This is a genomic window from Nocardia testacea NBRC 100365, assembly GCF_000308775.1.
Lineage (GTDB): Bacteria > Actinomycetota > Actinomycetes > Mycobacteriales > Mycobacteriaceae > Nocardia > Nocardia testacea.
The window spans coordinates 57,857-80,223 of sequence record NZ_BAGJ01000135.1; the positions used below are offsets into that span (position 1 = coordinate 57,857).

21 protein-coding genes, 1 tRNA gene and 1 other RNA gene are annotated in these 22,367 nt (G+C 67.4%); 12 read left to right on the forward strand and 11 right to left on the reverse strand.

Going from position 1 to position 22,367, the window contains the following annotated elements:
* Positions 1-57 precede the first annotated feature (57 nt).
* Complete coding sequence (locus ON38_RS18725) at positions 58-852, reverse strand: DUF2705 family protein (RefSeq protein ID WP_039826150.1); 795 nt, start codon at positions 850-852, stop codon at positions 58-60.
* On the reverse strand, positions 842-1,741 hold the full coding sequence (locus ON38_RS18730; protein ID WP_039826151.1) for an ABC transporter ATP-binding protein: 900 nt from the start codon (positions 1,739-1,741) through the stop codon (positions 842-844). Before ON38_RS18730 ends, ON38_RS18725 begins: the two co-directional genes overlap by 11 nt.
* Before the next feature lie 91 nt (positions 1,742-1,832).
* Between ON38_RS18730 and ON38_RS18735 the strand changes: the two genes are divergently transcribed.
* The 4 genes from ON38_RS18735 to ON38_RS18750 all read left to right on the forward strand — a co-directional run bounded on the left by ON38_RS18735 (position 1,833) and on the right by ON38_RS18750 (position 5,351).
* The gene (locus ON38_RS18735; protein WP_174372435.1) at positions 1,833-2,297 is read left to right on the forward strand and encodes a GbsR/MarR family transcriptional regulator; all 465 of its coding nucleotides are present in this window, start codon (positions 1,833-1,835) and stop codon (positions 2,295-2,297) included.
* A gap of 196 nt (positions 2,298-2,493) precedes the next feature.
* On the forward strand, positions 2,494-3,804 hold the full coding sequence (gene nhaA, locus ON38_RS18740; RefSeq protein ID WP_039826223.1) for a Na+/H+ antiporter NhaA: 1,311 nt from the start codon (positions 2,494-2,496) through the stop codon (positions 3,802-3,804).
* Positions 3,805-3,894: 90 nt separating this feature from the next.
* Entirely contained in the window at positions 3,895-4,722 is an 828-nt protein-coding gene (locus ON38_RS18745) for an alpha/beta fold hydrolase (RefSeq protein ID WP_051164954.1), read from the forward strand.
* Between the two features lie 281 nt (positions 4,723-5,003).
* Complete coding sequence (locus ON38_RS18750) at positions 5,004-5,351, forward strand: hypothetical protein (RefSeq protein ID WP_039826155.1); 348 nt, start codon at positions 5,004-5,006, stop codon at positions 5,349-5,351.
* 391 nt (positions 5,352-5,742) lie between these two features.
* Here the strand turns inward: ON38_RS18750 and ON38_RS18755 are convergent, their stop codons facing one another.
* Positions 5,743-7,185, reverse strand: coding sequence for a sodium/glutamate symporter (locus ON38_RS18755; protein ID WP_039826156.1), 1,443 nt, complete (start codon positions 7,183-7,185; stop codon positions 5,743-5,745).
* Between the two features lie 418 nt (positions 7,186-7,603).
* Between ON38_RS18755 and ON38_RS18760 the strand changes: the two genes are divergently transcribed.
* Positions 7,604-8,497, forward strand: coding sequence for a hypothetical protein (locus ON38_RS18760; RefSeq protein WP_039826157.1), 894 nt, complete (start codon positions 7,604-7,606; stop codon positions 8,495-8,497).
* A gap of 70 nt (positions 8,498-8,567) precedes the next feature.
* Here ON38_RS18760 and ON38_RS18765 read toward each other — a convergent pair whose 3' ends face one another.
* The 6 genes from ON38_RS18765 to pgm all read right to left on the reverse strand — a co-directional run bounded on the left by ON38_RS18765 (position 8,568) and on the right by pgm (position 14,563).
* Entirely contained in the window at positions 8,568-9,074 is a 507-nt protein-coding gene (locus ON38_RS18765) for a nitroreductase family deazaflavin-dependent oxidoreductase (protein ID WP_039826224.1), read from the reverse strand.
* A 41-nt stretch (positions 9,075-9,115) separates the two neighbouring features.
* Entirely contained in the window at positions 9,116-9,661 is a 546-nt protein-coding gene (locus ON38_RS18770; protein ID WP_444543711.1) for a TetR family transcriptional regulator, read from the reverse strand.
* Between the two features lie 800 nt (positions 9,662-10,461).
* Positions 10,462-10,534 (reverse strand) — tRNA-Ala (locus ON38_RS18775).
* 94 nt (positions 10,535-10,628) lie between these two features.
* Entirely contained in the window at positions 10,629-11,366 is a 738-nt protein-coding gene (locus tag ON38_RS18780) for a DsbA family protein (protein ID WP_039826159.1), read from the reverse strand.
* 42 nt (positions 11,367-11,408) lie between these two features.
* Positions 11,409-12,671, reverse strand: coding sequence for an MFS transporter (locus tag ON38_RS18785; protein WP_085995449.1), 1,263 nt, complete (start codon positions 12,669-12,671; stop codon positions 11,409-11,411).
* Positions 12,672-12,925: 254 nt separating this feature from the next.
* Positions 12,926-14,563, reverse strand: coding sequence for a phosphoglucomutase (alpha-D-glucose-1,6-bisphosphate-dependent) (gene pgm / locus ON38_RS18790; RefSeq protein ID WP_039826226.1), 1,638 nt, complete (start codon positions 14,561-14,563; stop codon positions 12,926-12,928).
* Positions 14,564-15,709: 1,146 nt separating this feature from the next.
* Here pgm and ON38_RS18800 point away from each other — a divergent pair.
* Positions 15,710-16,393, forward strand: coding sequence for a TetR/AcrR family transcriptional regulator (locus ON38_RS18800; protein WP_039826161.1), 684 nt, complete (start codon positions 15,710-15,712; stop codon positions 16,391-16,393).
* Between the two features lie 64 nt (positions 16,394-16,457).
* The gene (locus tag ON38_RS18805) at positions 16,458-17,786 is read left to right on the forward strand and encodes a D-arabinono-1,4-lactone oxidase (RefSeq protein WP_039826162.1); all 1,329 of its coding nucleotides are present in this window, start codon (positions 16,458-16,460) and stop codon (positions 17,784-17,786) included.
* Here ON38_RS18805 and ON38_RS18810 read toward each other — a convergent pair.
* Positions 17,751-18,494: an SIR2 family NAD-dependent protein deacylase gene (locus ON38_RS18810; protein ID WP_039826164.1), complete on the reverse strand. Its 744-nt coding sequence runs from the start codon at positions 18,492-18,494 to the stop codon at positions 17,751-17,753. The two genes, ON38_RS18805 and ON38_RS18810, sit on opposite strands and share 36 nt — an antisense overlap.
* 500 nt (positions 18,495-18,994) lie before the next feature.
* On the opposite strand from ON38_RS18810, the gene ON38_RS18815 reads away from it, so the two are divergent.
* The 4 genes from ON38_RS18815 to ssrA all read left to right on the forward strand — a co-directional run bounded on the left by ON38_RS18815 (position 18,995) and on the right by ssrA (position 20,459).
* Positions 18,995-19,183, forward strand: coding sequence for a hypothetical protein (locus ON38_RS18815; protein ID WP_039826165.1), 189 nt, complete (start codon positions 18,995-18,997; stop codon positions 19,181-19,183).
* Between the two features lie 64 nt (positions 19,184-19,247).
* On the forward strand, positions 19,248-19,481 hold the full coding sequence (locus ON38_RS18820) for a WLR motif membrane protein (protein WP_039826166.1): 234 nt from the start codon (positions 19,248-19,250) through the stop codon (positions 19,479-19,481).
* A 49-nt stretch (positions 19,482-19,530) separates the two neighbouring features.
* Positions 19,531-20,004, forward strand: a complete 474-nt coding sequence (gene smpB / locus ON38_RS18825) for an SsrA-binding protein SmpB (protein WP_039826168.1) — start codon at positions 19,531-19,533, stop codon at positions 20,002-20,004.
* A gap of 86 nt (positions 20,005-20,090) precedes the next feature.
* Positions 20,091-20,459: a transfer-messenger RNA gene (gene ssrA / locus ON38_RS35005) on the forward strand.
* A 149-nt stretch (positions 20,460-20,608) separates the two neighbouring features.
* Here the strand turns inward: ssrA and ON38_RS18830 are convergent.
* Positions 20,609-21,826: an MFS transporter gene (locus ON38_RS18830; RefSeq protein WP_039826169.1), complete on the reverse strand. Its 1,218-nt coding sequence runs from the start codon at positions 21,824-21,826 to the stop codon at positions 20,609-20,611.
* A 108-nt stretch (positions 21,827-21,934) separates the two neighbouring features.
* On the opposite strand from ON38_RS18830, the gene ON38_RS18835 reads away from it, so the two are divergent.
* Entirely contained in the window at positions 21,935-22,294 is a 360-nt protein-coding gene (locus tag ON38_RS18835) for an ArsR/SmtB family transcription factor (protein ID WP_039826171.1), read from the forward strand.
* The last annotated feature ends 73 nt before the right edge of the window (positions 22,295-22,367 follow it).

Sequence of the window (22,367 nt, forward strand, 5' to 3'; positions counted from 1 at the left end):
CACATGAGCGAGCTCTGCGGTCGCCGGATGGTGCCGCAAAGCTCGTGGGGATCGGCTTCAGGAGCGCAGGTCGCGCTGGTTGAACCGGAGGAATCCGAGGGCGACCAGGGCGACACTTACCGCGAGCAGGATTGCCGCGTCGGCCCATTGCATTCCATTGCGCAGGGGTTCGCCACCGATGTAGTAGTGGAACGGTGAGAGGTATTTCAGCCAGTCTGCGCCGATCACCCCGGCGAGGTTGCCTGCGATGTAGGTGACTACCCCGATTCCCACGGAGATGCCCAGTACGGTGCCGCGTTTGCCGATTGCGGCGCCCAATCCGATGGCCAGCGCGCCGAAGGTGATGCCGAGCAGCGCCAACTGGACGCATTGGGCGGCGAACGCGGCAATCCCGATGGATTCGAGCTCGGCGCCGGATCGGCTCGCCAGCATGCCCGCGAATACGAGAACCGCGATAGCGACGGAGCCGGTGATCAGCCCGGCGAACCGCTCGACCGCGAGCCGGGTCCGGCCGACCGGGTGAGCCAGCAGCAGGTCCAGGTAGCCGGTTTCCTCGTCCCCGGCCACGGCGCGGGCACCGAAGGTGATCCCGAAGGCCATCACCAGCAGTGGCAGCAGCAGTCCGAACACCGTCGAGCCCAGGTAGCCGGCGGCCGAGCCGATATCTTGCATTCGCAGTGCTTCGCGCATGGCTTCGGGGTAATTCTGGACGGTTTCGGCCATCCCGCCGCTGCCGCCGACCTGCGGATAGAACGCGGCATACATCAAACCGACTACCGCGGTGCCGATCACCCAGGCCGCCAGCGCACGGCGGTTGTCGGCGAGAGTTTGCGTGTAGATATCAGGCAGCATCGGCTTCTCCGGTGTAGTAGCTGTGGAACAGGTCTTCGAGGGCGGGTTCGGTGACCAGCAGGCCCGCGACGTGATGACCGGCGAGGGCGCGCAGCAGGGCATCGGGGCTTCCGGTCACCTGGCAGCGCAGGGTCGGCCCCTCGATCCGCACATCGGCGACCCCGGCCAGACCGGTGAATGCGGCGGAGTCGACGGGCCCGGTGAAGGTGACTTCGACATCGCGGACGGCGTCGGCACGCAAGCCGGCGACGGTGTCGAGGGCGACCAGGCGGCCCTCACGGATGATGGCCACGCGGTCGGCGACCGCTTCGACCTCGCTCATGATGTGACTGGACATGAACACCGTCTGCCCGTTCGCGGAGGCCTCGGCGACCATGTCGAGGAAGATCTGCTGTGCCAGGGGATCCAGGCCCGAGGTGGGTTCGTCGAGGATGAGCAGTTCGGGTTCGTGCATGAATGCCTGCACCAGTCCGACCTTCTGCCGGTTGCCCTTCGACAGCGCCGAGATCTGCTTGCTCTGATCCAGTTCCAGCCGCTCACACAGGACGTCGATACGGTCGGCACCCGCTCCCCCACGCAAGGAGGCGAGGAAACGCAACGCTGCCCCCACTTTCTGCCGCCCGGGTGCGACGAAATCCCCGGCCAGATAGCCGATCCGTTCGTGCAAGGCGACTGCGTCGGCGCGGGGGTCCAGGCCGAGGACGCGGGCGGTGCCTGACGTGGGGCGGATGAGGTCCAGCAGCAGGCGGATGGTCGTGGATTTTCCGGCGCCGTTGGGGCCCAGGTAGCCGAAGACCTCGCCGTGTTCGACCGACAGGGACAGTTCGACCAGACCCCGGGACGAGCCGTAGGTCTTCGTGAGCCCATTCAGCTCGATTGCCTTCATCATGAGACAGAACGTATCGAGCTTTCAGAGATTTGTAAATACTCAGAATATTCGCAGCTCTGATACCGTCGTGGGTATGGGAACAAACGAGCGCCTGCGCGAAGCCGCCGAGAAACTGGCCCTGACACTCTCGGCCGGTGGTGGGATGCAGCGGTCGACCGCGCGGGTGCTGACCGCCCTGCTCTACACCGAGCAGGACACGATGACCGCCGCCGACCTGTGCGCCGAGCTGTCGATCAGCTCCGGCGCGGTATCGACGGCGATCAAGCATCTGATGCCGGTCGGGTTGATCGAGCGGGTTCCCGCGCCGGGCAGCCGCCGTGACCACTACCGTTTCCGCACCGGCGCCTGGGCGGCGTTGATGTCGCAGCAGAACACGATGCTGGCCACCATGCGCGATTCGGCGCAGGAAGGTATCGACGCCACCGGACCGGATACGGTGACCGCGCGGCGCCTGCACGAGATGCAGGATTTCTACACCTTCATGCTCAACGAACTCGTGCCCCTGATCGAGCGGTGGCGCGAGCAGTACAGCGCCGATCACCCCTCGCCGACCTGAGGCCGCAACCACCTGCGCGAGAACTCGGCGGGCATCAACCGGCCGACCATGCACAAACACGTCCGGTAGCGGGATCGCGGTTTGCGTTCACCATGGTCTATACGGCATCTTTACAGCAGGAGAGCCGGGAAGCCTGGTCGGCGTACCCGGTCCACGTGTGGGCCGGGGTAGATGCCGACGAAAGATGACCCGCCTGATGAGCTCACCTCCACCCCGTCTCTCGCTATTTGCCAGGGGTTCCTGGCCGGAGACCCGGCGGATCACCGCCGTTCTGCGCACCGAGACCGCCGGGGGCGCGCTACTGATCATCGCCGCGGGGATCGGGCTGATCTGGGCCAACACCCCCTGGTCGAGTGCCTACGAGGCGCTGCGCGATTTCCAGCTGGGCCCGACCGACCTGCATCTGAACCTGTCGCTCGAGACATGGGCAGCCGATGGACTGCTGGCCGTGTTCTTCTTCGTCGTCGGCCTCGAACTCAAACGCGAATTCGTCGCCGGGGACCTGCGCGACCCACGCCGCGCGGCACTACCGGTGGTTGCGGCGGTCGGTGGGATGGTCGGCCCGGCGTTGATATTCCTCGCGTTCAACCTCGGCAACGGCGACGCCGTCAAGGGCTGGGCTATCCCGACCGCCACCGATATCGCCTTCGCGCTGGCCGTCCTCGCGGTCGTCAGTTCTCATCTGCCCACCGCGTTGCGCACCTTCTTGCTCACCCTCGCAGTGGTCGACGATCTACTCGCGGTGACGGTGATCGCGATCTTCTACACCGACGAACTGCATCTGCCCTACCTGGGACTGGCGGTGCTTCCCCTCGCCGCATTCGCCCTGGCAGTTCAGCGCCGGGTTCGCTCGCCGTGGGTGCTGGTCCCGCTGGCGTCGGCGACCTGGTGGCTGGTGCACGAATCCGGGGTCCACGCCACCGTCGCCGGGGTCCTGCTCGGCTTCACCGTGCCCGTCCTCACCACCCGACCCGGGGCCGGTGACCCGTCGACGCAGGACCCCGGGTTGGCCGAGTGGTTCGAACACCGGATCCGCCCCTTCACCGCCGGCTTCGCGGTACCTGTGTTCGCGTTCTTCGCTGCCGGGGTGACCATCGGCGGACTCGACGGGATGGTCGATTCGCTCACCGACCGAGTCACACTCGGCATCATTGTCGGTTTGGTGGCGGGTAAGGCTTTCGGGATCCTGCTCACGACCTTCCTCACCTCGAAACTCACACGCGCCGAGCTGGATTCCGACCTGAGCTGGATCGACGTCACCGGAGTGGCATTGCTCGGCGGGATCGGGTTCACGGTCTCCTTGCTGATCGGGGAACTGGCCTTCGCCGAGCAACCCCGCTGGGAAGACCATGTCCGCATCGGAGTCCTCGTCGGCACCTTGACCGCCGCCCTACTGGCCACCGTCGTGCTCCGCATACGTAACCGCGCCTACCGCCGCATCTCAGAAGAAGAGACCCGCGACGACGACCACGACGGCATACCCGACATCTACCAGCAAGGGGCTTGACCATGCCGTCAGCCTTCGACGACCGCCACACGCCAGAAAAGGGAGGCCGGCGGATGAAATCCGGCATACATCAACACCCCCAGCGGTGAAGTGATCGGCCGGTGGTGCACCGAGCAACTACGGGAATGGGACACCGCCCACCAGCGGCGGACCATCACGACATCGGCCGGACCCACCCACATCGTGACTCTCGGCCCCACGCACGAGTCGGCACCCACCGTTGTGGTGATCCCGGGAACGAACATGAACACCGCGGCCTTGCTCCCATTTCTGGCCGAGCTGGCAACTCGGTACCGGGTCATCGCCTTGGATACACCGGGTCAGCCCGGACTCAGCGCGCCCCAGCGACCCCGCAAACACCGGCTCCCCTGGTACGGACGGTGGCTCGACGAAGCACTGGAACAGACCGTGCCCGACACGGCCGTACTGCTCGGACATTCACTCGGCGGAGCGATCGCCCTGGCCTGCCCCTCCGAGCGGATCGCCGGACGCGTGCTCGTAGCCCCGGCCGGACCCGTTCGCCTGAAGGTGACCCCACGCCTGCTCACGGCAACCATGGCCTGGCTCGCCGCCCCCTCACCCGACCACACACATCGGCTCCTACACCTGATGACGGGCCCGGAACAGTCTGCAACACCGCATCTGGTGGAGTGGATGACTCTGGTCGCCCGCTACTGCCGAACCACCCTGGCACCGTCGCCGCTGCCTCCCGGTCTACTCGACAGCTGCCGGTCGGTGCCCTGTGTGGTGGCCACGGGCTCGCACGACATCTTTTTGCCGCCCGCCCGTCTCGAACCCGCTGTTCGCTACCTGCTCGGCACCGAACTACGCGTCCTGCCGAACTGCGGGCACCTGGCCCTCGACGACGACCCGGCCGGGGTGGTCGAACTGGTCGACCAGCTCACCGGACACCCGTGACGCCGACCGGGCCCGCCAGAAGACGACAGGACCAGCCAGGACGACAGCTGTCACGAACACATCCTTCGTGGTTCGCGCGACTTCCACACCCGCGACCGTCAGGGCGATGCAGCACTGGCTGTGCTCGGCGCGGCAGTGGTCCGCCAGTTCCGGGATCGGCTGTCGCCAGGCTCCCGCGGGAACCGAACGCGCCCCTTCGTTCGGAGGTCGAACTGGCCTGCCTCCGAACGAAGCGGCGATCGGCCGACAGCAATCGGTTGAGGGAGAACCCTGGGAGACCCATGAAAGCTTTCATCGTGAGCCTGGTTTTCGGTGCCGGCGCTCTCTTCTGCACCTACCTGGCGTCTTTGGGATTCCGCGGCCTGGCGACGAGTACGACCAAAGGGTACGGCGAGGACATCCCCGACCACATCCGCACCGACCCTGTACGCCGAAGAAAAGTTAACCAACTCGTGGCCTGGTGCGAAACCACTGCGGCGATCCTGTATGTGCCGCCCAGCGCCTACGCACTGTGGGTCGCCTTCGACCCCGAGGGGCAGATCCCGCTTCCGGTGCTCATCGGCCTCGCCGTCTACGGCCTGGCTGTCAGCACGCTCGCGGGCTATCCCGTAGAGAAGATCAAACAATAACGCTCGGGCAGTATCACCCGGTCCAGCGGCTGATCGAGCACCTCTGGGCAATCCGGCAACACCTGACGCGACGCGGGCACCTGGATTCGACATCGGAGGACCCCCGGTCCGCCCGCCGCCGAGCCGCAACCGCCGGACCTACCGGTCCGATCGTCGGCGACAGCGGTTCGGCAGGTTCACGGCAGACTGCTCGGGGATGCTGCGCGGGGAGGTGATCGACGATGATCCTATTGTCGGCCACCGAACAAATCGGCATGACATCCGAGTACGCGTGCACAACGATCGGCATCACGAACTTCGATCGAACCCACGTCCGGCTTTTGGTACAGCCCAGCAGCGAGTTCACCCCCGGCGCGGGTGCCGCACCAGGGGTGAACTCGCTCCCCGCTCGTCACGATGCGGCTGGTGCCGGTTGCTCCGCAGCAGCGGCGACGGGACGCCGGCCGAAGTACAACAGCCCGGCGGCAAGCGCGCCGACGAACAGTGCGAGCATGCCCGCGAGCAACCAGCCGACACCGAAGTTGGCGATGATCGGAATCGCCCCGGCGGTGACGAGACCACCACCGAAGAACGGTTCCATGATCAACTGCTTGTACCCGAACGCCTGATACGCCGGGGTTTTCAGATCCGGGTCAACCACCCGCAGCAGAATCAAACCGGTCGAGGTCACACCCATGGCCTGACCGACATCGGCGATACCGCGCTCGAACCAGAAATCCGGCAGCATTCGGCGCGCCAGGAAAATGAACGCACCGGCCGTCCAGACCAGACCGGTGATCGACAGCAGGATGAACGGACCCATATTGGCCGCGATCGCTGTCAACGACAAGGTACCCAGGGCGGCGATAACCAGCACATCGAGGCTGAATCCCTGCAAACGTTCGATCATCTGCACATCGACGATCTCCTCACGATCGAACGCTTGGATCAGCCCCTGCACGATGATCCCGCCGATCATGGCAATCGGGAACAGCGGCACATGCGCGAACAATTCGAAGCTGTCGGCCCAGAGCTTGGACTCCACCCACTGGATCCCTTCCAGCAGCAGCCACCCGATCAGCACCGCCACCGCCAGCAGCCCGAAGTGCAGCGTCAGCGGTTCGATCGAGGACGGATTCACTGTCAAGGTGCCCGCGGAACGACGCCGCTCCTTCTCCACCAGGCCTGCGCGCTCGGCCACCGAAGGCTGGGCATCCGAACGCAGTTCGATGGTCTTACCGGTGCGCACACCCCAGTTGATCAGCGCGATCCCGCAGATGATGCCGGACAGCACACCCACCGTGGCCAGCCCCAGTGCCAGGTCCTGGCCTTCGGGGAATCCGAATTCCTCGAACGTGCCCGCCATGCCCGCGGCGGTGCCGTGCCCGCCCTCGAAACCGATCTCGATCAGCGTGCCCGCCATCGCCGGCAGACCGAACACCGGACCGAGCACCAGGATCGCCAGCAGCAGACCGAACACATACTGACCACTGGCCACCGTCATACCGAAGGTGATCTGCGGACCGGCCACCCGGAACGCCTGCCGCGGCGAGGGTAGCTTGTGCCCCATCAACAGGCCCGCGAACACCAGGGAGATCAACAGTCCCGGAAGGGTTTTCCATACTTCGATGATCTCCGGTGTCAGCAGACCGGAGTCGGTGAAACTGTCGTTGCCGAACAGGGATGCGATGCGCCCGAACACATCCGGCCCGATCAACAGCGCGAGCGCACCGCCGATGATCGAACTGGGTATGAACAGTTTCTGCGCAAGCTTCCACTTCACTCGAATGATCTTCGCGATCAACATCAGCACGCCCAGCATCAGCAAGGCGAAACCGATTACCTCTGGTGACATACTCACCTACTCCCGTCGTAGCGGTACCGCAGACACCCGGCGACAGCCGGTAGCGAATGCGACAAACACCCCAAAAATATGCCGTTGGATGACGGTACGATAGATGACGGTCCATCAGTTCGTAAATTGTTCTCCCTCACGGGAATAGGCGAACGGTTCCGCAGCAACAGGATTTTCGACGGGTAGCCGGAGTTGCGGTAGGGCGCGTTTTCCGGCATCTTTACCGAAGGTGCGCCGGGAAGTCTGGTCGGCAGCCCGGCCCGAAGCGGGGTCGGGTCCATTCGACCATGGGAGCACTCTTGCAGGGTGGCAATACCTTTCAAAACTCGGTTCCACCCGGGGCGAAACGACACCACCTCGGCCGTTCGCGCTTCGAAGAGCCCGTCGGCGAACCGGCCCCGAAAAGGACTTCGGCCCGATGGCCGATGAATTCGCATCCGGCGGTTACGACCTCGGCAGAGATCCGTACATGACCTGCGCGATCGTGATGACGACTGTCGGCGTGGGCACAGCGGCGACCGGCGGTATCGCTGCACTCGTCATCGCCATCGACGATTCCACACCCAGCGACCGCAGAGTCGCCATGACAGTGTGGGTCATGGTCACCGCAATCGCAGTGGCGACCCTCTTGGGCATCATGACCGGGCTACTCGGCTCGGCGACCATCGATCGACTACCGATCGGCGTCCTGCTCGCCTACGGCGCCGCGGGGGCCGGCGTTTGCGGCGGACTGATATTCGTCGCCCGCGCTGTCGTCGACACCCGCCGCCCCTCGCCGCTACTGCCGTCGACCACACTCCTGGCCGAGGGCATTCGCCCCGAGGCGCACAGCATCGACGCGCCCGACCCTCCGCGCCCAGCGCCCGGCTGGTCGGCGTTGTCATTGCACCTGCGTTACGAGCTGGAAGCCCACACACCCGAGGCGTCGAACCCGACGACGGGCCGACCGAAACGTCCATCGAATCCGACGAGCCGGTGGCGAGCGAACAGCACCGGCGAGGTCGAAATACCGGGTGAGCCGGTATGGGTACCCGCTCCCGGTGTGGCCATTGACGGTATCGCCGTCCGGGCGAGCTGGAATCGAATGTGGATTCAACTCCTCCCCGGTATCCACCGGATCTATGCAGCCGTGGGCCCGCCCCGGACCGAGATCGGAGATTCGACGCGAGCCGACCCGACCGCCGCCTCTCGCCGAGACACCGTGATCCTCCGCGAGGGCGAAACCCACCAGCTCGAGTATGTAGCGCACATTCGGGCGGTAGCCGGGCCGGAGGGCCGAGAATGGCCCTCCTACCGTGTGGAATTCGGGTAACCGGGGTACCTACGTACCCGAGAAAGCTTCGATACCGCGCCGCCCGTGGAGTTCCGAGTCCGGATAGGACCTACTCCCGTGTGAGGCGGAGCCGGACCATCGGCAGGCCGGTGCCGCGTTCGTCGATCGGTGCACCGAGCGTGTTCTCTATGGCCGGTTTCAGGGCTGCCCACGCACGGGGGTGCCCGGCCGCGTAGGCATGTAACGAGGAAGCGACCTCGTCCGGGCCGAGCACGCTCGCGCGCGCCTCGGCGGGCCCGCGACCGCCGAGCCAGACCCGGACCCGCGGATCGGCTCGCACATTACGGAACCACTGAGCCCGGGTACCGAAACCCGAGACCACCACATACGAATCCGCATCGGGACGATCGACGACCTCCAAGACCACATAGCGGCGAGCACCGGTCTTTCGCCCGACGTGTTCGAGCATCAGCGTTCGCGTCCCGAACAGGAACCCCAGCCGTGTCCGATACAACCACACAGGCGCTCGCATCAAGCGGCGGGAGCGTAGCGCCCGAGACGCGATGCCGACGAGAGCGCCGGCGGCCGGAGCGGGAAGAGCGGAAGAATCATTCATGAGCACCTCGATCGTGAATAGCTGCGTTTGCCTGGGGCCGGTCACTGGTCTCGTTCGATGACGCCTCCTTTCAATCCTGAGCGGTAGATAGACAACACTTCGGCACCCCACCGCCGCATACCGTCTTCGGACCCGAGATCGATCCCGAGAACGGCGCCGAGGTGAGGACGCAAGGTCAAAACCGCGAGGTCGTTCACGAGCAGAAACGCGGCACGGATATCCGGATCGGTACCGGCATCGGCGAGGCCTCGCTCGACCATCCCGGCCAGCACTTCTCGACCGACCGCGTACAAACGCCGGAACAGAGCAGACCCGGCAGGCTCCCCGGCCAGCAGCATGCGCCCGAGATATGCAGGAACCGGCGAGTCGGCGGGCAGCTGCGCGATCACCTGCGCCGCCAGGCCCGAATCCGCGCCGGGCGCCCACGGATCGGACGCGTCGGCCAACACCGTCTGCTGTAGCAACGATTCGAAAACCGCGGCGACATACTCGTCCACCGCCTCGCGCAGCCCGGCCTTCGCACCGTAATGCCGCATCACCAGCGCCGGGGAAACCCCCGCAGCCGCCGCCACGGCGCGAACCGTCACAGCGTCGGGTCCACGCTCGGCGAACAGCCGCAAAGCCTCGTCTCTGATCCTGGCCCTCGCTGTACGATCATGCAGATGTGAACGCATGTTCACTATAGTAAACATATGTTCACATCAGGTCCAGCGCGAGGCCTACCGCACTGCCGGACACAGAGGGTGCACGAGGCAGCGACCCGGCCTTGCCGACAATGGCCCCATGTTCGATGTGGCGGCCGGGGCGGAACATCCGGGACGTCCGGGCATCGATGACCCGCAATCAGCGCGCCGACATCCGCTGCAGGAGGGGTGAACATCCTCGATGCGTCAGCCCACCTCTTGGACGAGCGACTCACGGAAGCGTCGGTCCCATCGCCCCGCTGCGGGCGACACCCGCCGGGTGGTGTGGGCCGACTTCCCCTGGTCGGCCCCTCGGCCGTGCCGCTCTGCGAGAAAGTCGGCTCGGCCGGCGGTATCGGCGCCCCGGACCGTGCCGCACGCCGGCACCTCTTCAGCCGACGCAGGCGCCCATAGAACCGAATCGCGATACGGCACAGGACGCGATCAACCGCGGCACGACCACCGTCTCTCGACGACGGCGGCAGCTCCATCTCAGCCATCTCAGCCATGCTGCAACCGGGGCAGTCGGTCGAGACAGTTGCTTAAAGAATCCGCCGGTTCGGTCCCGGAGGACACCATGCACACGCAACCGCATCGATTTTGGCAAACAGGATTCAGGACCAAAGCGGGGGGTAAACGCGGGGTTGGTCCAAATGAAACAGGTCAGGCCCGGCACTTGACCGGGCCTGACTTGGGGTTTTAGGTGGAGCTAAGGGGACTCGAACCCCTGACCCCCACACTGCCAGTGTGGTGCGCTACCAGCTGCGCCATAGCCCCGGATGTCTGCCGCCGGTTCCCCGGCTGCCTGAACGAAGTTACACCACGGGGACGCCGGGCACCAAATCGCCTGGATTCCGGATGAACGCCGAGGTCACGACGCCAGTTGCTGGACCCATTCCGGCTCGTTGACATCGATCTTGGTGGTGCCGTCGAACACACTCGGGGTGGCGGCGGCGCCGTCGAGAGCCGCGGACAGGGCGTCGAGGGTGGCGGCGGCCTGGTCGGTCACCTGGCCGCGGCGGGCGCCGCCGGTGATGCAGTCGCGAGCGGGCTGGGTGGCGCCGGATTCGGTCGCGATGGCGAGCAGTTCGTCGTCGGTGAGTTCGGAGCCCTCGTCCGGCTGGCGGGTGGTGAACAGGGTGTCGTGGAATTTGGAGTAGGTGACACCGGAACCGGTGTCGGCGACGCACTGGAGGGCGGCGATGGCACGGGTGGAGTAGTCGCCGCTGGACGATTTCGGGTCGAGGAAGTTGACGAAGCGATAGCGGACGGCGAATGCGCCCTCGTCCAGCTTCTGCGCGATCTCCTGGCCGTAGAGGGTTTCCAGGGTGCCGCAGGACGGGCACATGGGATCTTCGTAGACCTCGATCGTCTTGGGGGCCTCGGGGCGGCCGAGCCGGACGCCGCCGTCGCCCTGCAGGGCGGCGGTGACCGCCTCGTTGCGCACCGTGCCGTACCCGTCGTTGCGCACCTCGGCCTGCTGGTCGCCGCCCCAGCGGTAGGCGAATACGACAATCAGCGCGATGAGGACCAGGGCCAGCGCGCCCAGGGTGTAGGTGGTCCGGTTGGACATCGGCCGGGGGGTGTAGTCGGACGGCGAGTTGCTCACCCGACCACTCTGCCGTATCCGGGCGAACCGGTCACGCACGAATCACTCACGCCGGGGTCGGGGATGGTTCTCCGGGCTGCTCATCGCGGTCGCGGAGCCGGCCGGGCCCGCGGTGGTGTGGTGGCCGGCCGAGGACTTCGACACGGAGATGTCCGAGGGCGCGGAGTCACTGCCGGGTTCCGGTGCGGCGGGCGCGCGATCCATCGGTTCGGGCACGATCAGCCAGACCAGGGCGGCCACGGCGAGCAGTGACCCGGTGACGGCCAGGCCGGCGCCGTAGGACAGCCGCTGCGCGATGGCGCCGACCACGATCGGGCCCAGGACGGTCCCGAGGTCCTGGGACATCTGGAAACCGGCGAGCATGGTGCCGCCGCGGGCCCGGTTGCCGATGATATCGCCGACGGCGGCCTGCTGGGCAGGGGTGAGCAGGCCGGACCCGATCCCGGCGACGAACGAAGTGACCAGTAGCCAGGTGAGGTCCGGGGCCAGGCCCAAGCCGGTGGTGCCGACCGCGCACACCAGCGCGCCGGAGATCAGCAGCGGGCGGCGGCCGTAGCGGTCGGACAGTCGTCCGGAGAAGAACAGCACGGTCGCGTTACCGGCCGCGAACACGGTGAGCGCGACACCGGCCATCCCGGGCGTCTGGCCGAGGACCTCGACCACGAGCAGCGGGACGAGCGCCATCCGGACACCGAACACCGCGGCACCGCTGGCGAAGTTGGAGAACAGGGCCGCCCGGTACTCGGGGCGTGCGAGCCCCTGCCGGAAACTGACGGTGGCCACCTCGCGGCCGGTGCCGGATTCGGCGAGGTGGGAATCGCGCAGATTGAAGTAGACGACCGCGACGGCGAGCAGCAGCGCCACGGCGTAGATGAGGAACGGGGCGCGCAGACCGAAGCCGGCGAGCGCACCGCCGATCAGCGGCCCGGAGAGGCCACCGATGAGGAAACAGGTGGACCACAGCCCGGTGACCCGTCCCCGTTCGGTGGGCGGGGAGAGCCGGATCACCAACGCCATCGACGAGACGGTGAACATGGTCGAGCCGACCCCGCCCAGCGAGCGCAGGACCATCAGCTGCCAGTAGGTCTGGGCGAAGGCGCTCGCACCGGTGGAGAGCGCCACGATGAGCAGGCCGACCAGGTAGATCCGCCGCTCCCCCAGCAGTTGCACGAGCCGGCCGCTGACCGGCGCGAACAGCAGCCGCATGGCGGCGAAGGCGCTGACGATGGCGGAGGCGGCCGCGACCCCCACACCGAAGCTGAGCGCGAACTGCGGCAGCACCGGCGATACCAGGCCGAACCCCATCGCGATACAGAAGGCGGCGCCGATCAGGACCCATATCTCGCTGGGTAGCGGCGGTTTGCCCGAGGTGTTCGCGCGGCGGCGGGCCGGGAGCAGACGCCGGAGTCGCGCGGTTCGCACCGTGGCCCGTCCACCCGTTCCGTACGCGTTCCCGGAGCCGGGTCGATCATCTGCCAGGGCCTCACCACTCACCCCGGCAGTCAACACCGGCACGGACGCGACAATTCCCTCGCGCCGGAGCGGGGATGAGGGGTCCGCTACCCGTCGGCCAGGACTCGCCCGACCATCTCCCGGGCCGCTTCCTGGACCCGCGCGAGGTGTTCGGGGCCGTGGAAGGACTCCGCGTAGATCTTGTACTTGTTCTCGGTGCCCGACGGCCGGGCGGCGAACCAGGCGTTCTCGGTGCTCACCTTGAGTCCGCCCAGCGCGGCGCCGTTGCCCCGGGCCCGGGTGGCGACCTCGGTGACGGGTTCACCCGCGATCTCGTCGCCGGTCACCTGCTCGGGGCTGAGACCGGCGAGCAGTTTCTTCTGCGCGGGGTCGGCGGGGGCGTCGATCCGGGCATAGGCGGGACTGCCGTAGCGGCGTTCCAGTTCGTGGTAGCGGGTCGAGGGGCTCTGCCCGGTGACCGCGGCGATCTCGGCGGCCAGGAGGGCGAGCAGGATCCCGTCCTTCTCGGTGGTCCACACGGTGCCGTCCATCCGGAGGAACGACGCGCCCGCGCTCTCCTCACCCCCGAACGCGAGGCTTCCGCTGAACAGCCCCGGAACGAACCATTTGAAGCCGACCGGCACCTCGTACACATCGCGGCCCAGCACGCTCACCACCCGGTCGATCATCGAGGAGGTGACCGCGGTTTTACCGATCTTGGTGAGGGCGTCCCAGCCCCGCCGGTTTGCCACCAGGTATTCGATGGCCACCGCGAGGAAATGGTTGGGGTTCATCAGGCCGCCGTCGGGGGTGACGATGCCGTGCCGGTCGGCGTCGGCGTCGTTGCCGGTGGAGATGTCGTAGTCGTCCCGGATCGCCACCAGCGAGGCCATGGCGTGCGGGGACGAGGGGTCCATCCGGATCTGACCGTCGCTGTCGAGGGTCATGAAGCGCCAAGTGGGGTCCACGCTCGGGTTCACCACCTCGAGGTCGAGGTCGTAACGCTGACCGATCTCCTCCCAGTAGTCGACACTGGCACCGCCCATGGGATCGGCGCCGAGCCGGATCCCCGCGCCCCGGACGGCGTCGAGGTTCAGTACCGCGGGGAGATCGGCGATGTAGTGATCGAGGTAGTCGTAGCGCTGCACCGAATCCATCGCCCGGGTGAGCGGGGCGCGCTTCACCTCGGACAGGCCGCCGCGCAGCAGTTCGTTGGCGCGTTCGGCGATGCTGTCGGTGGCGCCGGTATCGGCCGGGCCGCCGTGCGGGGGGTTGTATTTGATCCCGCCGTCGCGCGGCGGGTTGTGGGACGGGGTCACCACGATGCCATCGGCCTGGCCCCGGGCGCCGTCGCGGTTGTGGCGCACCACCGCATGGCTCAGCGCGGGCGTCGGAGTATAGCGGCCGCGGGAATCGACCACGGCACCGATATCGTTGCCGGCCAGTACTTCCAGAACCGTGGTCCACGCGGGTTCGGACAGCGCGTGGGTGTCGCGGGCGAGATAGACGGGTCCGGTGATGCCCCGGGTCGCCCGATATTCGACCACGGCCTGGGTGATGGCCAGGATATGCGCCTCGTTGAAAGTGCCGTCCAGACTCGAACCACGGTGCCCGGAGGTCCCGAAGATCACCCGCTGGGTGGGTTCGGCCGGGTCGGGCACCCGGCTGAAGTACGCGGTCACCAGCCCCGGAACATCCACCAGATCGCCTGGGCGGGCGGGCCGTCCGGCTCGATTGTGGGCCATGCTCGGGTCTCCCTTCGTGGTCGGCCGCACGCGGCTGGTCATCGTGATCACCGGAACGGCCCCGCGGTCGCGGCGGCCGGAGACACCGCGACGAAACCGATCCCGCCGGCGCGCGCGGTGTTACCCAGGCCGTGCGTGCGGGCGCAGCCGGTGGCGAACTCGATCCTCTCGTGGACCGGGCGGCCCGAAGCGGCGGGCGCACCACGGGATCCGAGATCCGCACCTGCCGGTGCCGTCCGCATCACGTCCGCCTCGTCCCGGGCGCCCGGTACCGCCGAGCACACAATGTTAACCGTCGATGACCCCTGCGGCAGAGGAGAATCGATCCCCGCGCTACCGGTGCGGGCCGGTGCGAATCGCACCGGAGTGCGGGATATCCCCCCGGCGACCGACGACCCCCCGGTCATCGCGCGCATCCCGGGCGCGCCACCCCCGGCCGATGATCCCGGCCTTCCCGACACCCTCATGACCCGACCCCTCTCGCTCGTACCGTACTGCGTTCCGCTCGTGCCGTACTGCGTTGCCACGTCGTGCCTTCCGGCCGCCGCACGGGCGGCCGTACCGGGCCGCGACGACAACAGGACGGGCACACCACCACTCGCCCGGACCCCACACCGGCGGCTCCCGGTCCGAGCAGTGTACGAACCCGGCCGGGGTGACCGGAAAGGGTGGTGAATCCTGCCGCTCGCGCGGCTCCGCAGGCCGTGCGGCTGGGCCGCGGTGGATCTCGATACCGGTGACCAGCGCCTACCGTCCTATAGGGAGGAAGGGTCCGGTCGCGGAGAAACGACCGAATAGACGGGCCCGCAACCGGTCCCGCGCCCTGCTTTCGGACTTGTTGGCCCGGCTTCCGGGAAGGCCGGTCGGGCGGAGGGCCGGCGCGGGCCGCACCGCGCGCGTTGGTGTGGCCGCACCGCGGTCCGGAAGTCCGGCCGGAACCGGCGTTCTCGTGGATGTGCCGAGCATGATGCCGTGGCGCACCGAGCGTCGGTGGTCGCCCCGGACCGGGGGCGGTGGCGTCGCATTCGGCCGGTGTCCAGGTGGCGGGGCCCCTCCCGTTGCCGCCGTGCCCGCGGAATATGCCGGATCGATGCGCCCGGAACGAAACCGATTCCGGTTAATTCGTAACTTGCTACCATTCCGGATGTGAATCTCGCCACCTCTGCGCCCCGGACGCGCCGGCTCCGGGTCGATGCGGCGCGAAACCAGCAGCGGATCGTCGAGGCCGCACACGAGTTGTTCGCCGATCGCGGACTGGATATCACGCTCGACGATGTGGCCGAACGCGCCGGCGTCGGGGTGGGGACGGTCTACCGCAGATTCGCCAACAAGCGGGAACTGGTGGCCGAGGTCTTCGCCGGGCATATCCGCGAGTTCGCCGAGGCCACCGCGGAGGCGCTCGCCGCACGGGACCCCTGGGAGGGGCTGGTGCGGTTGTTCGAATACGCCTGCCGGCGGATGGCGACCAATCGCGGTCTCAGTGAGGTCGTACTCGATTCGGTCGACGGGCCGGCCCGTTTCGGCTGCACCGGCAAGGACCTGGGCCCGGCGGTCGCGGCGGTGATGGAACGCGCCCGGGAGGCCGGGGTGGTGCAGCCGGGTATCGAGGCCACCGATCTCTTCGCGCTCATCTACATGGTCGATTCGCTCGCCGAATTCGCCCGGCCCATCGATTCCGATATCTGGCGGCGCTATATGGCGATCGCCCTGAACGGTATCCGGGCCGAGAGTTCGCCGCTGCAGCCGCTGACCGTGAACGCGCTCAGCCTGGCCGAGGTCGAGCAGGCCAAGGCCGCCAAACCGGGGCCGCTGCCGATCCGCCGCCGCTGAACCCGCGTTTCCGTTTCTCCGCACTTCTTCCCCACGGCCCGGCTCTTGGCCTAGTGTTGGACGGGTGACCAAGTTATGGGTGAACTGGGCCGGTGATCAGCGGTGCGCACCGGCTCGCCTGTGCGCGCCGCGCGATCACGCGGAACTGTCCGCCGAACTCGCCCGCGCGGCCGAGGCCGGACACCGGGTCCGCGTCGCGGGCTCGGGTCACTCGTTCACCGACGCCTGCCTCACCGACGGCGTCCTGCTCGACCTGTCCCGGATGAACCGCGTCCTCGACGTGGACTCGGTGACCGGCCTGGCCCGCGTGCAGGCGGGCACCACGCTGGCGGCACTCAACGCCCGGTTCGACGAGTACGGCCTCGCATTTCCCAATCTGGGCGATATCGATGTCCAGACCATCGCGGGTGCCACGGCCACCGGAACCCACGGCACCGGCGGCCGGCTGCCCAATATCTCCGCCGCCCTGCACGCGGTGGAACTCATGACGGCCGACGGCCGCGTCGTCGAACTCACCGAGGAGGCCGGCCCGCAGGCCTGGCGCGCCGCCCGGGTCGGCCTTGGTGCCCTCGGCGTGGTCACCGCGGTGACGCTGCGCCTCGTCCCCGCGTTCGTCCTCGAAGGCGTCGAACGCCCGGTTCCGGTCGAGGAAGTACTGGCCGACCTGGACTCCTATATCGACGACAACGATCACTTCGAGTTCTACATGTTCGCACACAGCCCTATCGCCATGACCAAGCGCAACAACCGGGTCGATCTCCCCGCCGCGCCGCGCCCCGAAGTCGTGGACTGGTTCGCCGATATCCTGTTGTCCAATTACGCCTTCGACACGCTGTGCCGGCTCGCCCGCCGCCGGCCCGGGCTCATTCCGTGGATCCAGCGTGGCGCCGCCTACGCGGGCAGCTACCGCCGCCAGGTCGATCGGTCCTACCGAGTGTTCACCAGCCCCCGGCTGTTCCGCTTCACCGAAATGGAATACGCGATCCCCCGCGAGCATTCGGTGGCGGCGGTCCGGGAGATCAAAGAGACCGCGCGGCGTTTCGACAGCCCGATGCCGATCGAGGTGCGCTGGGTAGCCGGTGACGACGCCTTCCTCTCGCCCGCGGGCGGGCGCGCCACCTGCTATATCGCGGTCCACCAGTACCAGGGCATGGACCACGAGCCGTTCTTCCGCGCCTGCGAGGCGGTCTTCGACCGCTACGACGGCCGCCCGCACTGGGGCAAACGCCACTATCAGACAGCGGAGACATTGCGCGAGCGCTATCCCGACTGGGAGCGGTTCGCCGCGGTGCGCCGCCGCTACGACCCCGAGGGCCGGTTCGCCAACGGCTATCTGGACCGAGTACTCGGCCCGGTGTCAGCGGCCGAGGATACGGTCGACCAGCTCGGGTAGCGCGGTGCCGATCGGTTCGCGCACCACCTCGGTCGCGAGCGAATCGTAGGGCGTGGGTTCGGCGTTGACGATGACGAGATCGGCACCGGCCGATGCCGCCCGCCCGCACAGCGAGGCCGCCGGCTCCACCTGCAACGAGGTACCGACCGCCAGGAAGATCTCGGCCGTCTCGGCGGCCAGCGTCGCCTTGATCAGCGTACGGTGGTCGAGCGCCTGGCCGAACATGATGACAGCGGCCTTGAGGATGCCCCCGCATTCCGGACAGGGCGGATCCGCCTCACCGGCGGCCACTCGTTCCAGCGTGGCGGCCATGGTCGCGGTGAAGTCGCACTGCACACAGACCACATCGAACATATTGCCGTGGATCTCCACCACCCGCTGCGGGGCGGAACCGGCACGCTGATGCAGCCGGTCGATGTTCTGGGTGACGATGGTGAGCGCCCGGCCCGCTCGTTCGAGATCGACCAGCGCGCGGTGGGCGCCGTTCGGTTCGGCCGCCCACGCCGGATTGTCCCGGCGGGCGAGCCAGGACTTCTCGCGCAGCGCCGGATCGGCCAGATAGTGGTCGTAGGTCGACAGCAGTTCGGCGATGGGGTCTTCGATCCAGACCCCGCGGGGCCCGCGGAAATCGGGGATGCCGCTGTCGGTGGAGATCCCGGCACCGGTCAATACCGCGATCCGGCCGGTGCGCGCGTACCAGTCGCTCACCGTCGCGCCTCCGGTCCGCCGCGCACTGCGCGGGACAGCGCCACCCGAGGGGTTGGTTTGCACATGCCACGAGCTTAAGCAGCAGCCACCGCCCCCGGCACGCTCCGGTCACTCGACCCGCACCGGCTAATCGTTAGCAAACAGTTTGCTGTATTCCGATTCGGCTTCCAGACCCCACCGAACCCTCCGGTTTCCGCAACGGGCCGGAAACCGACCCCAGGTCTTTTATCAGGGTCTTTTACCGAAAGATCACGAGCTCATCGCACGTTCGAGCGCTTACACCGGCCGCGCTGTGATAGCCGTCTCTGGATTTGCTGAGTGGTATCCAGCAGGAGATTTCTCCGTTACTGTTAACCCATCCACACCGCCACCGAAACGGAGGTTCTGCTATGGCTCGCCACCGCATTCCCCGTCCGGCAGACCCGCGGGTCGGATACCATATGCCGAGCAATTACGGCAGTCACGGTTTGGTAACCCACGGCGCCGGGTATTCGGAAGAAATGACAGCACTGCGTAACCGACCCACCCGGATCGCCGGCATGGAATGGGGCACCGCACTGCTGGCCCTCGCCACGTGCCTCATCTTCAGCACCAGCATCGCCGCCATCACCCAATCCCTACCCACCGCACTGATCGCCACCGCCAGCATTCTCCTCGGCCTCGGCATCACGCTGCGCATCCTGAGATAAGCTCGCCGGGTCGAAATCTCGTGCCCCGCCCGCGAATATCTGCCCGCACGGCTAGTCTGCGAGCATGGTATCCGGGGACGGGTCCGACGACACCATCGGCGGAGACGGAGGCGGTTCCCCCGGGGAAGCCGCCGACGGACCACCGCGGAGCCGGAACGCGGACCCGGTGGTCGAAAGCGGCTGGCTCGATCGCCGGACTCGGCCGCACCCCACCGGCAGGCCGCGGCTCTCGACGGCTCTGCTGGTCATCGCCTTCGTCGCCGTACTCGTGCTGTACCTGTTCCTGAAACCCGGCTGACCAGCGGCCGGGAATAATCCTGTTGCCGCGGCCGCTTAAGGTTGTCGTTATGAAGGAGAAGGGGCGCAAGGTCATCGCGACCAACCGCCGGGCACGGCACAACTACACGATCCTGGACACCTACGAGGCCGGGATCGCGCTGGTCGGTACCGAGGTCAAGAGTCTGCGTGAGGGCAAGGCCTCACTGGTGGACGCCTTCGCGACCGTGGACAACGGCGAAGTATGGCTGCGGGGCCTGCACATCCCCGAGTTCAGCCACGGTACCTGGACCAACCACGCACCGCGCCGGGTCCGGAAACTGCTGCTGCACAAACGGGAGATCGAACGCCTGGTCGGCAAATCGCGCGAGGGCAATCAAACCCTCGTCCCGCTGTCGATGTACTTCTCCGACGGCAAGGTGAAGGTGGAACTCGCCCTCGCCAAGGGTAAGCAGGACTACGACAAACGCCAGGACCTGGCCCGCCGGACCGCCGAACGCGAGGTCACCCGGGAGATCGGCCGCCGCGTCAAGGGCATGCGCTGAGCAGCCCGGGCCGGCCCGGAAAACGGGAATGAACCATGGTGGGTCAGGTGTTAACATGACTAGCCCGGCAAGGTGCCGGGACGTACGGGGCTGAACGGTTTCGACTGCGTACGTAGATTCAGGGGAAGCGTGTCGGTGCAGGCAAGAGACCACCGTAAGCGTCGTTGCAACCAATTAAGCGCCGATTCCAATCAGCGCGAGTACGCTCTCGCTGCCTAAGCGATAGCGTCTCTGTCGGCCCGAGGTTCGCCCTCGGCTTCGGTGCCGGCATCAGCTAGAGGGCTCACCGCGCGACTCGGTCGCGGAGTAGTGCGGGACATCCAACAGCGACTGGGATCGTCATCCCGGCTTGTTCGCGAGACCGGGAGATCCGAGTAGAGGCATAGCGAACTGCACACGGAGAAGCCTTGATGAAGCGGCGGAGGACCCGGGTTCGATTCCCGGCAGCTCCACGGAAGGCCCGCAGGTCATAGACCTGCGGGCCTTTTCTCTTCGGTGGGTCGCGGTACCGGCCTACCCAAGGAGCTCTGTCGCGTATCGGCGGTGTTGCCGGCGGGCCGCCCGCCACCGCGCGGAAGCCCGGGTGGCGGGCGGTATCCAGCAGCTACTCGGCCCCGGTGCGCAGCCCGGCCACCACCAGCGACCCACCGGCCAGCGCGACGGTCGCGGCGACCAGCGCGAAAAGGGTGACACCCGCGGCGAAACCGAGGCGGTCGCTGAGGAAGCCCAGGGCCAGGATCAGCAGACCGGCGAAGGCGTAGGCGCCGATATTGAGTGCCGCGTTGGCCTCGGCCAGCCGCCCGGCCGGGATATCGGCGTTGAGCAGGGCCAGTCCGCCCAGCATTCCCGGGCCGTAGGCGGCCCCGGCCAGGATCGCGGCGACGGTCAGCCCGGCCACCGAGGAAGTGTCGACCGCGACGACCAGCGCGGCCACGCAGACGATCGTGCCGGCCACCGAGACCAGCAGCAGCCGGCGCACCGGCAGGCCGCGCAGCGCGAACTGACTGCCGGTGGCGACGGCGAAGGTCAGGCAGGCCAGTACCCCGGCGACGATCCGGTTGGTCGTGCCGAGCAGTTCCGACAGCAGCGACGGTGCCAGCGAGAGCATGAACGCTGTCGTGGTCAGCGCGGCGCCCGCCACGGTGACGGCGACGAGCAGCTGCCGCCGGTTCGCACGCGGTACCCGGGGCAGCCGGACCCACGCCGCACCTTTCCCGGCGCCGGCGCGGGGAATCGGCACAAGGGCGACGATGGCCAGTGCTGCCAGCAGGAAGAGGGTTTCGAGCAGGAAGACGGTGACGGTGGGGCCGGGCACGGTTTCGGAAAGGATCCCGCCCAGCAGCGGGCCCAGCCCGGTACCGACCGCGATGCCGACGGCGCCGGCCAGCGCCGCGGAACGGGTGCCGGCCGGGCCCGCGATATCGGCCACCGCGGCCACGCCGGCGGAAACCATGGCGCCGCTGGCGATACCGGTCAGCGTGCGTGCCACGAACAGGGCCAGGACGCTCGGTGCGGCGGCGAAGATCAACCCGGCGGCGATCGCCAGTACGAGGGCGGGCACCAGCACCGCCTTGCGGCCGAGCCGGTCCGAGGCGACTCCCGCCACCAGGAGGGCGACGGCCATCCCGGCCATGTAGCAGCAGAACACCGCGGTGAGAGTGCTCTTTCCGAAACCGAATTCGTCCTGCCAGAGCACATACAGCGGGGTGGCCGCATTGGCGAGGACGAAGACCGCGGCGATCGGCCAGGCGGCCGACCAGGTACGCAGACGCGCGCGGCGCTCCTCCGGCGCGCGGGCATCGAGGACGGCGGTGACGGCCATGGTGCGCTCCTGACTCAAGTACGAGTTTTCTCGAACAAGTACGAACAGAGTCGAACTGTAGCATCAAGTACGATAATTGTCGTACTGGTCGACGAACCGAGGAGTGCCGTGCCGGACACCACCACCCCACCGGGCCGCACCGACGCACCCGGGGAGTTGCTTCCCGAACCCACGCGCGCGGAACTACGCCTGGAAACCGTGCTGGCCGCACTGAGCGATCCCCTGCGGCTCAGCATTGTGCGCGCGTACTACCTCGACTCGGGCGGCGTACCGCAGGCCTGCGGGTGGTTCGAGATCGATCGGCCGAAATCGACGCGCACCCACCACTGGCGGGTACTGCGCGAGGCGGGGCTCATCCGGCAGTGGCAGCACGGTCTGGAACGTCGCAATGTGGTGCGCGTCGAGGATCTCGAGGCGAGGTTCCCGGGCCTGCTGAACCTGGTCGCGGACTGGCAGCCGGCGCACTGACCCCCAGCGGTCGAAGTATTCCTGTTACCGATCTTTTCTGTTACTCATCGTCGCACTAATGTGTATCATCTCA